The 12,298-nt window shown below is 68.3% G+C and carries 10 protein-coding genes; 8 read left to right on the forward strand and 2 right to left on the reverse strand.

What is annotated here, in order from left to right:
- The first annotated feature begins 96 nt into the window (after nucleotides 1-96).
- The 8 genes from HLB44_RS16290 to HLB44_RS16325 all read left to right on the forward strand — a co-directional run bounded on the left by HLB44_RS16290 (nucleotide 97) and on the right by HLB44_RS16325 (nucleotide 9,634).
- The gene (locus HLB44_RS16290) at nucleotides 97-1,266 is read left to right on the forward strand and encodes a rhodanese-like domain-containing protein (RefSeq protein ID WP_173124396.1); all 1,170 of its coding nucleotides are present in this window, start codon (nucleotides 97-99) and stop codon (nucleotides 1,264-1,266) included.
- A 30-nt stretch (nucleotides 1,267-1,296) separates the two neighbouring features.
- Nucleotides 1,297-1,980, forward strand: a complete 684-nt coding sequence (locus HLB44_RS16295; protein ID WP_173124398.1) for a response regulator transcription factor — start codon at nucleotides 1,297-1,299, stop codon at nucleotides 1,978-1,980.
- 17 nt (nucleotides 1,981-1,997) lie between these two features.
- On the forward strand, nucleotides 1,998-3,404 hold the full coding sequence (locus HLB44_RS16300; protein ID WP_173125526.1) for a sensor histidine kinase: 1,407 nt from the start codon (nucleotides 1,998-2,000) through the stop codon (nucleotides 3,402-3,404).
- Between the two features lie 34 nt (nucleotides 3,405-3,438).
- The gene (locus tag HLB44_RS16305) at nucleotides 3,439-3,861 is read left to right on the forward strand and encodes an RNA-binding S4 domain-containing protein (RefSeq protein ID WP_173124400.1); all 423 of its coding nucleotides are present in this window, start codon (nucleotides 3,439-3,441) and stop codon (nucleotides 3,859-3,861) included.
- 88 nt (nucleotides 3,862-3,949) lie between these two features.
- Nucleotides 3,950-4,510 (forward strand): nucleotide exchange factor GrpE, encoded by a 561-nt coding sequence (gene grpE / locus HLB44_RS16310; RefSeq protein ID WP_173124402.1) that lies wholly within the window; start codon nucleotides 3,950-3,952, stop codon nucleotides 4,508-4,510.
- A gap of 77 nt (nucleotides 4,511-4,587) precedes the next feature.
- On the forward strand, nucleotides 4,588-6,546 hold the full coding sequence (gene dnaK / locus HLB44_RS16315) for a molecular chaperone DnaK (protein ID WP_173124404.1): 1,959 nt from the start codon (nucleotides 4,588-4,590) through the stop codon (nucleotides 6,544-6,546).
- 110 nt (nucleotides 6,547-6,656) lie between these two features.
- Nucleotides 6,657-7,808: a molecular chaperone DnaJ gene (gene dnaJ, locus HLB44_RS16320; RefSeq protein ID WP_173124406.1), complete on the forward strand. Its 1,152-nt coding sequence runs from the start codon at nucleotides 6,657-6,659 to the stop codon at nucleotides 7,806-7,808.
- A 200-nt stretch (nucleotides 7,809-8,008) separates the two neighbouring features.
- Nucleotides 8,009-9,634 (forward strand): response regulator, encoded by a 1,626-nt coding sequence (locus HLB44_RS16325; RefSeq protein WP_173124408.1) that lies wholly within the window; start codon nucleotides 8,009-8,011, stop codon nucleotides 9,632-9,634.
- 19 nt (nucleotides 9,635-9,653) lie between these two features.
- Here HLB44_RS16325 and HLB44_RS16330 read toward each other — a convergent pair whose 3' ends face one another.
- Both HLB44_RS16330 and dnaB read right to left on the reverse strand, forming a co-directional pair.
- Entirely contained in the window at nucleotides 9,654-10,790 is a 1,137-nt protein-coding gene (locus HLB44_RS16330; RefSeq protein ID WP_173124410.1) for a PA0069 family radical SAM protein, read from the reverse strand.
- A 44-nt stretch (nucleotides 10,791-10,834) separates the two neighbouring features.
- Nucleotides 10,835-12,250, reverse strand: coding sequence for a replicative DNA helicase (dnaB, locus tag HLB44_RS16335; RefSeq protein WP_173124412.1), 1,416 nt, complete (start codon nucleotides 12,248-12,250; stop codon nucleotides 10,835-10,837).
- Nucleotides 12,251-12,298: the final 48 nt, after the last annotated feature.

A 12,298-nucleotide genomic window follows, 5' to 3' on the forward strand; every position in this document is an offset into this window, starting at 1 on the left:
GGGACACCTGCTGGGGCATGATGCCGCCCGCAACGAGCGGGCACGCTGCAGATCAGCGCGGGCCCTCCACCAATCGAAGTTCGGGGGAGTCCAGCGATGAAGTCAGCACTCGGCGCCGTGGCCTGCGCCATCGGCCTCACCATGGTCGCGCCCGCGTGGGGCGACATTTCAGCCGTCGTCGCGATCGAGCCGACGGCGCGCAAGAACGGGCTGATGCTGTCGCGCTTCGGCATGGAGGAGCAGCTGCAGAAGCTGCTCAACCAGCAGGTCACCGTGACGACGACCGAAGACCTGACCGACGCGATGCGCGCCACGCGCAGCGGCGGCTACGACGTCTTCATCGCGCCGGCGCAAGTGGCCGCCTCGGCGCTGGCCCACGGCTACGAGCTGGTCGGATCGACCGACCCGTCCGAGCACTACCTGCTGGTCGGGCGCGAGCAGCTCGCGTCGACCGCCGATATGCGCAAGGGCCGCATCTACCTGCCGCAGCAGGACTCGATCTACACCTACATGGCGCGCGGCATGCTGACGTCCAGCGGGCTGTCGTTCAAGGACCTGCGCATCGTCGAGTTCGCGCGTTATCCGCAGGCCGGGCTGACCGCCGTCAGCCTCGGCCTGAGCGACGCGACCGTGATCCGCCGCGGCGAATGGGACGCGTGGTCGCGCGAGAACCCCGGCGTCGCCAAGGTGCTGGCCAGCTCGGGCGCCGTGCCCGGCGGCTTCTCGGTCGCGGTCAAGAAGGACCTGCCGGCCGACGTGCGCAGCAAGGTCGCCAAGTGGTTCGCCACGTCCGCGCAGAGCGCCGGGCTGAAGCCGGTGATCCAGCACGCCGAGCTCGCGCAGTACAAGGCCGTCGCCCAGCTCGGCACCTTCACGCCGACGCACCTGCCCGGCGCAACGGTGGTCACCGCGGCCGACGTGCAGCAGCTGCTCGCCAAGGGCGCGGTGGTCGTCGACACGCGCAACGAGAAGGAATTCCGCAGCAAGCAGATCCCCGGCGCGGTGTTCGTGCCCTACCACGAGAAGAGCCTGAAGGACGTCGCCTACGACGCCAAGCTCGATGACTTCGCCGGCCTCGACAAGCTCGACAGCGCCAAGCCGACGATCTTCCATTGCAATGGCGCCGAGTGCTGGAAGTCGTACAAGGCCAGCCGCGCGGCGATCGCCAAGGGCTTCAAGCAGGTCTACTGGTTCCGCGGCGGGCTGCCGGAGTGGGAATCCGCGGGCATGCAGATCATGCGCGACGTGCAGGTCGCGAAAAGATAGCCTCACCGAACCTGCGATCATCGGCAGCCGATGAAGCTGCTGCTGATCGAAGACAACCCGACGATGCAGGCGACGCTGCAGCGCTCGTTCGAGCGCCGCGGCATCCAGGTCGTGACCTGTGCCGACGGTGCCCGAGCGCTCGACCGCTGGCAGGCCAGCGTGCCCGACATCGTGCTGCTGGACTTGAGCCTGCCGGGACTCGATGGCCTCGAGGTGCTGGCGCGCGCCCGCGACGCCGGCTTGACGACGCCGGTGATCATCCTGACCGCACGCGGCGCCGTCGGCGACCGCATCCTCGGGCTCAACACCGGCGCCGACGACTACCTGCCGAAGCCCTTCGACCTCGACGAGCTCGAAGCCCGCGTGCGCGCGCTGGCGCGCCGCCGCGGCGGCAGCGGCACCCACGAAGCGACACGTACCGAATCGGCGGACTACTGCGGCCTGCGTGTCGATGCCGCGAGCGGCGCCGTCTACCAGCGCGGCACGCCGCTCGAGCTTGCGCCGCGTGAATCGGCGCTGCTGCGCGCGCTGCTCGCGCGGCCGGGCCAGGCGGTGGCGAAGGAACGGTTGTTCGAGCTCGTCTTCGCCGGCGAGAGCGACGTGCAGCCCGATGCCATCGAGGTCGTCGCCTACCGCCTGCGCAAGAAGCTCGCGACCACCGAGCTGAAGCTGGTGACGCTGCGCGGACTCGGCTACCTCGTCGCACCGCAGTGAACACGTCGCACCTGTCGATGCGCAGCCGGCTGCTGCTGGGCATCCTGCTGCCGGTGCTGGCGCTGGTCGCCTTCAACGCCGTCAGCCTGTACCGCCAGGCGCTGCGCGCCGCCGACACGGCCTACGACCGCACGCTGCTGGCCTCGGCCAAGTCGATCGGCGAACTGCTCTCGGTCACCGGCGAGCGCGGTGCGCCGCAGCTGCGTGCCGCGGTGCCCTACTCCGCGCTGGAAGCCTTCGAAGCCGACAACCGCAGCCGCACCTACTTCAAGGTCAGCGGCTTCGCCGGCGAGATGGTCTCGGGCTTCGAGGACCTGCCGACCTGGCGCGGCCGGCTGCCCGACCGCGGCATCTACGCTGCGCTGGTCGACTTCTACGACGACCGGTTCCGCGGCGAGCCGGTGCGTGTCGCGGTGCTGCTGCAGCCGGTCGCCGGTCAGGCCGGCCAGGGCATGGCGACGATCCAGGTCGCCGAGACGCTCGAGCTGCGCCGCACGCTGGCGCGGCAGCTGCTTGTCGACACGCTGTGGCGCCAGGCCGCGCTGGTGCTGGTGATCGCCGGCGTCGTGATCTGGGTCGTGCAGCGGGCGACGCGCCCGGTGCATGCGCTGTCGGCGGCGATCAAGGCGCGCGACCCCGACGATGTGTCGCCGATCGACGCGCCGACAGCACCCCGCGAGCTGATGCCGCTGATCGATGCCACCAACGACGCGATGGCGCGCGTCGCCAGCCTCGTCGCGCACCAGCGCCGCTTCGTGCGCGACGCCTCGCACCAGCTGCGCACGCCGCTGGCGGTGCTGAAGACGCAGGTGCAATCGGCGCAGCGCGGCGACGTTGCGCCCGAGGTGGCTCTGCTCGAGATCGGCCAGACCATCGACGGCGCGACGCAGCTCGCGAACCAGATGCTGGCGCTGGCCAAGGTCGAGCAGTTGCGCCAGCAAGGCGATCCGACGCCGCAGGACTGGGCCGAGGTGGTGCGCAGCGTCTCGCTGGACCTCGCGCCGCTGGTGGCCGAACGGGAGATCGATTTCGAGCTCGATGTCGTGCAGCCGGCGCTGGTGCTGGGTCACGAGTGGGCGCTGCGCGAGCTGGTGCGCAACCTGCTGCACAACGCCATCAGGCACGTGCCGCGGGGCGGTCGCTTGTCGGTGCGGCTGACCGCCCCTGGCGCAGAAGCGCTGTTGACCGTCGCCGACAACGGGCCCGGCCTGCCCGCGGCGCTGCGCGAGCGGCTGTTCCAGCCCTTCGCAGCCGGCCCGACCAGCTCCGGTTCCGGGCTCGGGCTCGCGATTTGCCGCGACATCGTGCAGTCGCTCGGCGGCAGCCTGAGCCTCGAGAATCGGGGCACGGACGGAGCGGTCGAGGGCCTAAATGCGCTGGTGCGGCTGCCGTTGGCCGCGCCGGTGGCAGGGCCGCACGGCTGAGGGCCCTGAAGCAGCGGCGGCAGAATCACACGCCATGCAATCTTCATCCACGCTGCGCCTGGACAAGTGGCTCTGGGCTGCCCGCTTCTACAAGACCCGCTCGCTCGCCGCCGACGAGATCGGCAAGGGCCGGGTCAGCGTCAACGGCCAGGTGGCCAAACCATCGCGTGAGCTGCGCATCGACGACCGTGTCGAAATGCGCCAGCCGCACGGGCCACGCACGGTGATCGTGCGCGGCATCAGCGCGATGCGCGGGCCGGCGCCCGTGGCCCAGGCGCTGTACGAGGAAACCGCCGACAGCCTGGCCGCCCGTTCGAAGGCCGCCGAGGAACGCCGGCTGGCCGCCGAGCCGGCACTGAGCATCGAGCAGGGCCGGCCCACCAAGCGTGACCGGCGCGACCTGGAGCGCTCGCAGGTGGAGTGGCAGCGCTGGAGCGCCTCGGTCGACGACCGCTGACGCCTCGCAACATTCCGCAAGAATCCCTCTTGAAGCAGCGGGTATGCGCCCCATATCCGGCTGCGACCGCTTGAAAGAAGCCAACGCCATGACAACGACCACCCCGGAGAACGACTTCCCCTTTCCGCCCGCAGGCGACAGCCCCGAGGCCCCTGCGCAGGCCGCGGCGCCCGCCGCAGCCGCCCCCGCCCCCTCGCCGGAACAGCGCCTGGCCGAGCTGGAAGCCAAGCACACCGAAGTGTCGGATGCGTTCCTGCGCGCCAAGGCCGAGGCCGAGAACGCACGCCGCCGCGCGGACGAAGAAGTCAGCAAGGCGCGCAAGTTCGCGATCGATTCCTTCGCCGAGAGCCTGCTGCCGGTGAAGGACAGCCTGGAGGCGGCGATCGCCATGCCGGGTGCCAGCACCGAGCAGGTGCTCGAGGGCGTGCACGCCACGCTGCGCCAGCTCAGCGCCGTGCTCGAGCGCAACAAGGTGCTGCAGATCGCACCGCCCGCCGGCACCAAGTTCGATCCGCACCAGCACCAGGCCATCAGCATGGTGCCGGCCGAACAGGAGCCCAACACCGTCGTCGCGGTGCTGCAGAAGGGCTACCTGATCGCCGACCGCGTGCTGCGCCCGGCACTGGTCACCGTCGCCGCGCCCAAGTAGCGCCCGGTGGACCCTTGAAAGCTGCGCGCTGAACCACAACTCGACGACAACCGAATACCAATCGCAGGAGTAACTCCATGGGCAAGATCATCGGCATCGACCTCGGCACCACGAATTCGTGCGTCGCCGTGATGGAAGGCAACACGACTCGCGTGATCGAGAACAGCGAGGGCGCACGCACCACGCCGTCGATCATCGCCTACCAGGAAGACGGCGAGGTGCTGGTCGGCGCCTCGGCCAAGCGCCAGGCCGTCACCAACCCGCGCCACACCTTCTATGCGGTCAAGCGCCTGATCGGCCGCAAGTTCACCGAGAAGGAAGTGCAGAAGGACATCAACCTGATGCCCTACAAGATCGTCGCTGCCGACAACGGCGACGCCTGGGTCGAGGAGCGCGGCAAGAAGCTCGCGCCGCCGCAGGTCAGCGCCGAAGTGCTGCGCAAGATGAAGAAGACTGCCGAGGACTACCTCGGCGAGGAAGTGACCGAAGCCGTGATCACGGTGCCGGCCTACTTCAACGACAGCCAGCGCCAGGCCACCAAGGACGCCGGCCGCATCGCCGGCCTCGAGGTCAAGCGCATCATCAACGAGCCGACCGCCGCGGCACTCGCCTTCGGCCTCGACAAGCACGGCAAGGGCGACCGCAAGATCGCCGTGTTCGACCTCGGCGGCGGCACCTTCGACATCTCGATCATCGAGATCGCCGATGTCGATGGCGAGAAGCAGTTCGAAGTGTTGTCGACCAACGGCGACACCTTCCTCGGCGGCGAGGACTTCGACCAGCGCATCATCGACTACATCGTCGTCGAGTTCAAAAAGGAACAGGGCGTCGACCTGACCAAGGACGTGCTCGCACTGCAACGCCTGAAGGAGGCGGCCGAGAAGGCCAAGATCGAGCTGTCCAACAGCACGCAGACGGACATCAACCTGCCCTACGTTACCGCCGACGCGTCAGGCCCGAAGCACCTGAACATCAAGCTCACCCGCGCCAAGCTGGAAAGCCTGGTCGACGAGTTGGTCGAGCGCACGATGGAGCCTTGCCGCATCGCCGTGAAGGACGCCGGCGTCAAGCTGTCGGACATCGACGACGTGATCCTGGTCGGCGGCATGACCCGCATGCCGAAGGTGCAGGAAAAGGTCAAGGAGTTCTTCGGCAAGGAGCCGCGCAAGGACGTCAACCCGGATGAAGCGGTCGCCGTCGGCGCCGCGATCCAGGGCCAGGTGTTGTCGGGCGACCGCAAGGACGTGCTGCTGCTGGACGTGACGCCGCTGTCGCTGGGCATCGAGACGCTCGGCGGCGTGATGACCAAGATGATCAAGAAGAACACCACGATCCCGACCAAGTTCTCGCAGGTGTTCTCGACCGCCGACGACAACCAGCCGGCGGTGACGATCAAGGTCTTCCAGGGCGAGCGCGAGATGGCCGCGGGCAACAAGAGCCTGGGCGAGTTCAACCTCGAAGGCATCCCGCCGTCGCCGCGTGGCCTGCCGCAGATCGAGGTCACCTTCGACATCGATGCCAACGGCATCCTGCACGTCAACGCCAAGGACAAGGGCACCGGCAAGGAAAACAAGATCACGATCAAGGCCAACTCGGGCCTGTCGGAAGACGAGATCCAGAACATGGTCAAGGACGCCGAGCTGAACGCGGCCGAGGACCAGAAGAAGCTGGAGCTGGTGCAGGCCCGCAACCAGGCCGACGCGATGCTGCACTCGGTGAAGAAGAGCCTCGGCGAGCACGGCGACAAGCTCGACGCCGGGGAGAAGGAAAAGATCGAGGCGGCCTTGAAGGACGTCGATGAAGCGATGAAGGGCGACGACAAGGCCGACATCGAAGCCAAGACCGAGGCGCTGATGACGGCCAGCCAGAAGCTCGGCGAGAAGATGTACGCCGAGCAGGCGGGTGCCGCCGGTGCGGCCGGTGCGGCCCCGGGTGCAGGTGCAGGTGCCGGCGCAGGTGCGGAAGCGCCGAAGGCCGAGGCCAAGCCGTCCGACGACAACGTGGTCGACGCCGAGTTCAAGGAAGTCAAGAAGTGAGATCGGCCGCAGCCCGCGCGGGCTGCGCCGATATCTCGCCGCGTTCGAGGCGTCAGACGGTGTCTGCGCCCCGACGCGGCGGTTTCGCTTCCGAGTGCTGAAAGTTTTCGATGGCAAAGCGCGATTACTACGACATCCTCGGCGTTCCGAAAAACGCCACGGACGAAGACATCAAGAAGGCTTATCGCAAGCTGGCGATGAAGCACCACCCTGACCGCAACCAGGGTGACGACGCCAAGAAGGCGGAAGAGCGGTTCAAGGAGGCCAAAGAGGCCTACGAAATGCTCTCCGAGCCGCAGAAGCGCGCGGCCTACGACCAGTACGGCCACGCCGGCGTCGATCCGAACGCCGCGGGCGTGGGCGGTGGCTTCCGCGGCGGGCCGGAAGGCTTCGGCGGCTTCGCCGAGGCCTTCGGCGACATCTTCGGCGACATCTTCAACAGCGGTCGCCGCGGCGGCGGCGCGGGTGGACCGCAGGTCTACCGCGGCTCGGACCTGTCGTACGCGATGGAGATCACGCTCGACGAAGCCGCGAACGGCAAGGAGGCGCAGATCCGCATCCCGACCTGGGACACCTGCGACACCTGCCACGGCACCGGCGCCAAGCCCGGCACCAGCGCCAAGACCTGCAGCTCCTGCAACGGTGCCGGCACGGTGCACATGCGCCAGGGCTTCTTCAGCATCCAGCAGACCTGTCCGCACTGCCACGGCTCGGGCAAGGTGATCCCCGAGCCCTGCACCACCTGCTCAGGCGCCGGCAAGATCAAGCGCCAGAAGACGCTGGAGGTGAAGATCCCCCCCGGCATCAACGAAGGCATGCGCATCCGCTCGGCCGGCAACGGCGAGCCGGGCACCAACGGCGGCCCACCCGGGGACCTGTACATCGAGATCCGGATCAAGGAACACGAGATCTTCGAGCGCGACGGCGACGACCTGCACTGCACCGTTCCCGTCGGGCTGACCACCGCGGCGCTCGGCGGCACGATGGAGGTGCCGACGCTCGGCGGCAAGGCCGAGATCGAGCTGCCCGAGGGCACGCAGCACGGCAAGACCTTCCGGCTGCGCGGCAAGGGCATCAAGGGGCTGCGCTCCAGCTATCCGGGCGATCTGTACTGCCACGTCGCCGTCGAGACGCCGGTCAAGCTGACCGACCAACAGCGCAAGCTGCTGCGTGAGCTCGACGAGGCGCTGCGCAAGGGCGGCGACAAACATTCGCCGAACGCCAAGAGCTGGACCGACCGGGTCAAGGACCTGTTCAAGTAACGCCGGCACCAGCCCGGGCGCGAGAACTGCACCGGGTAAGTGCGCGTAATTGCAGGTTCGCAGCGGCGGTCAGCCCCTCAAGGCGGCCGCCGCTGCCGCCGATATCGTGGGGAACCACCGTTCCAGGTCACCCTCCCCATGTCCCTGCCCGGCATTCTTCTCGCGCTGCACCAGCGCCCTTCGCACGAAAGGCGCCCGGCATGATGATCGACCGCGACATCGATCAGGCCCACGCGCTGGTCATCGACGGCAACGTCACCTCGCGCAGCGTGATGGCGGCGCAGTTGCGCGACCTCGGCGTCGGCCATGTCAAGCAGACCGGACGCGTCAACGAAGCGCGGCTGGCCCTCGAACAGCGGCCGTACGACATCGTGCTGTGCGACTACCACTTCGAGGGCACCGACATGTCGGGCCAGGACCTGCTCGACGAGCTGCGACGCGAGAACCAGCTGCCGTACTCGACGGTCTTCATCATGGTCACCGGCGACGCGAGCTACTCGAAGGTCGTCGAGGCCGCCGAGGCCGCGCTCGACAGCTACCTGATCAAGCCCTACACCGCCTCGGCGCTCGGCGAGCGGCTGAGCGAAGCGCGCCGCCGCAAGCGCGTGCTGTGCGACATCTTCGAGGCGCTGGAGCGCGGCCAGCTCGACGTCGCGGCCAAGATCTGCCTGCGCCGCTACCAGGGCCGCGAGTCCTACTGGATGTTCAGCGCGCGGCTGGCCGCCGAGCTGCTGCTGAAGATGGATCGGCATGACGATGCGCGGCAGATCTACGAGGCCGTGGCCAAGGAAAAGAACGTCTCCTGGGCCCGCTTGGGCGTCGCCCGCGCGCAGTTCGGCGCCGGCGAGATCAACCCGGCGCGGCGCAGCGTCGAGGCATTGCTGCGCGACTCGCCCGAGCACGCCGATGCCTACGATGTGCTCGGCAGCCTGCAGGTCGACCAGGGCGAGCTGGCGCAGGCGCTGGTGACCTACCGCACCGCTTCGCAACTGACCCCGGGCTGCCTGCTGCGCCTGCAGCACTGCGGCACGCTGGCCTTCTACCAGGGCGAGCGCGACGAAGCACTGCGCCTGCTGGAACGCACGGCCGGCATGGGCATCAAGTCCAAGCTCTTCGATGCGCTGACGCTGCTGCTGATCGCCTTCCTGCGCTTCGACAGTGCCGACCCCAAGGGCCTGGTCGTCGCGCACGACCAGATCAAGCGCTTCTGCGAGCGCCATCCGGAATCGAAGCGGCTGCAGCGCCTGGAGCAGGCCGCCAGCGCGCTGCGCCTGCTGATGACGCGCAACATCGATGAAGCCTTGGCCGTCGCCCGCCGTCTCGCCGACGGCATCGAGAGTGATCACTTCGATGTCGAGGCATCGAACATCCTGCTCGCGCTGTGGACACGGCTGCCGGAGAAGGAAGTGCCGGCGGGCGAGCTCGACACCCTGGCGCGCACGATCGCGATGCGGTTCTGCGTCTCCAAGGCGGTCACCGAGGTGCTGGTCGCCTCGGCGCAACGCCGCGACCCGTTGTTGACGACGATCCGCAGCTGCCAGGCCGAGATCACCGCGATCGCCGAGGAGGCGATGGCGCACTCGGTGCGCGGCCGGCCTCGCTCGGCCGTCGAGTCGCTGCTGAGCAAGGGCACCGATACGCGCAACGCGAAACTGATCGAGATGGCCGGCTTGGTCGCGCGCCGGCATGCCGACTCGATCGAGGACCGCGACTCGCTGCTCGCCGAAGCGGCGACGCTGCAGAAGCGCTTCTGCCAGCCGATCACGCACCTGGCCGGCGTGCGGCGCACCGGGCGCTCGCCGGGCGGGCTGGTGCTGCGTACTTGAGCCGCTAGGGCCGCTAGGGCTAGAACAGCGAGGCCTGCCGCGGCGATTCGTCGCCGCGCTTGGCCGGCCGCTGGAACTGCGTCAGGTCGAGCTCGACACGCTTGCGGTTGAAGCCAAGCCGCGCACAGGCCTTCTCGAAGCGCTGCCGCAACAGCTGCGCCCACAAGCCGCTGCCGGTCATGCGGCGGCCGAACGTCGCGTCGTAGTCGCGCCCGCCGCGCATGTCGCGCAGCCGCGCCATCACGCGCTCGGCACGCTCCGGAAAATGCTGCTGCAGCCACTGCAGGAAGAGCGGTTTCACCTCCCACGGCAGGCGCAGCACGATACTGAACGCTGACGTCGCGCCGGCCTCGCGCGCTGCTTCGAGGATGCGCTCGAGCTCCGGTTCGTTCAGGAACGGGATCACCGGCGACACGCTGACGCCGACCGGCACACCGGCTTTCGCCAATGTCTCGATTGCCCTCAGCCGGCGCTGCGGCGCGGCGGCACGCGGCTCCATCACGCGCGCCAGCGCAGGATCGAGCGTGGTGATCGAGAAGTACACCGAGGCGAGCCGCCGTTCGGCCATCGGAGCGATCAGGTCGAGGTCGCGCTCGACGCCGGCCGACTTGGTGATCAGCGAGAACGGGTGGCTGCATTCCTTCAGCACCTCGATCACCGAGCGCGTGATTCGTAGGCGCCGCTCGACCGGCTGGTAGGCATCGGTGGCCGAGCCGATGTTCAGCTGCAGCGGCGTGTAGTTGCGCGCCGAGAGCGCTTCGCGCAGCCGTTCGGCGGCGTTGACCTTCGCGATGATGCGGGTCTCGAAATCGATGCCCGGCGACAGGTTCAGGTAGCTGTGCGTCGGGCGCGCGTAGCAGTAGATGCAGCCGTGCTCGCAACCGCGGTACGGGTTGATCGACAGGTCGAATCCGATGTCCGGCGAATCGTTGCCGGCGAGGATGGTCTTGACGTGCTCCTCGAGCACCTGCGTGCCGATCGGCAGCGGCTCTTCCAGCGCTGCCTGCTCGAGCGTGCCCCAGCCATCGTCGAAGGATTCGCGCTGGTCGCGATTGAAGCGGTGCTCGAGCGCCCAGACGGTGCCGCGGCCCTTGGCCGGCGCGTAGACCAGGGTCGCTGGCGGCTCGGTGACGGGAACGATCGGGATCCGGCGCATGCTGTGAATATATACAGCACCTGTGGATCCGTCCAGCGTCGGTTTCAGTATTCGCCGCCGCCGAGCGCGCCGGGCGCCAGGTTGTCGAACTTCGTCAGCGGCTTCAGGAAGGTCAGCTTGACGGTGCCCACCGGCCCGTTGCGCTGCTTGCCGATGATGATCTCGGCGATCCCCGGCTCCTTGCACTGGTCCTTGGTGTAGTACTCGTCGCGGTAGATGAACATGATGACGTCGGCATCCTGCTCGATCGCGCCGGACTCGCGCAGGTCGCTCATCATCGGCCGCTTGTCGGTGCGCGTCTCGACCGAGCGGTTCAGCTGCGACAGCGCGATCACCGGGCACTGCAGCTCCTTGGCCAGCGCCTTCAGGCCACGCGAGATCTCGGACAGCTCGGTGGCGCGGTTCTCGCCGTCGGACTTCGAGGTGCCGCTCATCAGCTGCAGGTAATCGATGACGATCAGGCCGACCGTGCCGTGCTGGCGCGCCATGCGGCGCGCGCGGGCACGCAGCTCGGCCGGATTGAGGCCCGGCGTCTCGTCGATGTACAGCGGCGCCTTGCTGAGCTTGTCGACGGCCTCGGTCAGCCGCCCCCACTCGTCGTCCTTGATGCGGCCGGTGCGCAGCCCGCTCTGGTCGATGCGGCCGAGCGAGCCGACCATCCGCAGCGCCAGCTGCGAGGCGCCCATTTCCATCGAGAAGACCAGCACCGGCAGGCCTTCGTTGACCGCGACGTTCTCGGCGATGTTCAGCGCGAACGCAGTCTTGCCCATCGACGGCCGCGCGGCCAGGATCAGCAGGTCGCCCTTCTGCAGGCCGGCGGTCATGCGGTCCATGTCGTAGAAACCCGAGCGCACGCCGGTGACGTCCTCGGCGCCGTTCTCGTAGAGCTCGGTCACGCGGTCGATCAGCTGCACCGCAAGCTCGCTGATGCCGATGAAGCCCTGCTTGTTGCGCGAGCCCTCTTCGCCGATCTTGAAGATGCGGCCCTCCGCCTCGTCGAGGATCTGCGACACCGCGCGACCCTGCGGATTGAAGGCGTTGGTGGCGATCTCGTCGGAGGCCGAGATCAGCTTGCGCAGGATCGCGCGCTCGCGCACGATCTCGGCATAACGCCTCAAGTTGGCGGCACTCGGCACGCTCTGCGCCAGCGCGTTGAGGTAGGCCAGGCCACCGCAGGACTCGGCCTTGCCGTTGCTCTGCAGCCGCTCGAACACGGTGATCACGTCGGCCGGCTTGCTCGCATTGATCAGCACGGCGATGGCGTTGAAGATCTCGCGGTGCTCGTAGCGGTAGAAGTCGCTGTCGTTGATCAGATCGCCGGCGCGGTCCCAGGCCTGGTTGTCGATCAGCAGGCCGCCGAGCACGCTCTGCTCGGCTTCGTTCGAATGTGGCGGGATGCGCAGCCGGGCGACTTCGTCGTCGGCGGCAGGGGGTTCGGCGGAGCGGAAGACTGCAGACATGGGCGCTGGCGATGATACGGCCGCACGCCTGCGCGGCCTGTGGACAGA

Origin of the sequence: Pseudaquabacterium terrae, assembly GCF_013266755.1 — a bacterium.
GTDB lineage: Bacteria > Pseudomonadota > Gammaproteobacteria > Burkholderiales > Burkholderiaceae_C > Pseudaquabacterium > Pseudaquabacterium terrae.

Excerpts from the sequence above, each read along its gene's own strand:
- HLB44_RS16330 (WP_173124410.1), bottom strand. The coding sequence starts at position 10,790 with ATGCGCCGGATCCCGATCGTTCCCGTCACCGAGCCGCCAGCGACCCTG.
- HLB44_RS16325 (WP_173124408.1), top strand. The coding sequence starts at position 8,009 with ATGATGATCGACCGCGACATCGATCAGGCCCACGCGCTGGTCATCGAC.
- HLB44_RS16305 (WP_173124400.1), top strand. The coding sequence starts at position 3,439 with ATGCAATCTTCATCCACGCTGCGCCTGGACAAGTGGCTCTGGGCTGCC.
- HLB44_RS16295 (WP_173124398.1), top strand. The coding sequence starts at position 1,297 with ATGAAGCTGCTGCTGATCGAAGACAACCCGACGATGCAGGCGACGCTG.
- HLB44_RS16290 (WP_173124396.1), top strand. The coding sequence starts at position 97 with ATGAAGTCAGCACTCGGCGCCGTGGCCTGCGCCATCGGCCTCACCATG.
- grpE (WP_173124402.1), top strand. The coding sequence starts at position 3,950 with ATGACAACGACCACCCCGGAGAACGACTTCCCCTTTCCGCCCGCAGGC.
- HLB44_RS16300 (WP_173125526.1), top strand. The coding sequence starts at position 1,998 with ATGCGCAGCCGGCTGCTGCTGGGCATCCTGCTGCCGGTGCTGGCGCTG.
- dnaB (WP_173124412.1), bottom strand. The coding sequence starts at position 12,250 with ATGTCTGCAGTCTTCCGCTCCGCCGAACCCCCTGCCGCCGACGACGAA.
- dnaJ (WP_173124406.1), top strand. The coding sequence starts at position 6,657 with ATGGCAAAGCGCGATTACTACGACATCCTCGGCGTTCCGAAAAACGCC.
- dnaK (WP_173124404.1), top strand. The coding sequence starts at position 4,588 with ATGGGCAAGATCATCGGCATCGACCTCGGCACCACGAATTCGTGCGTC.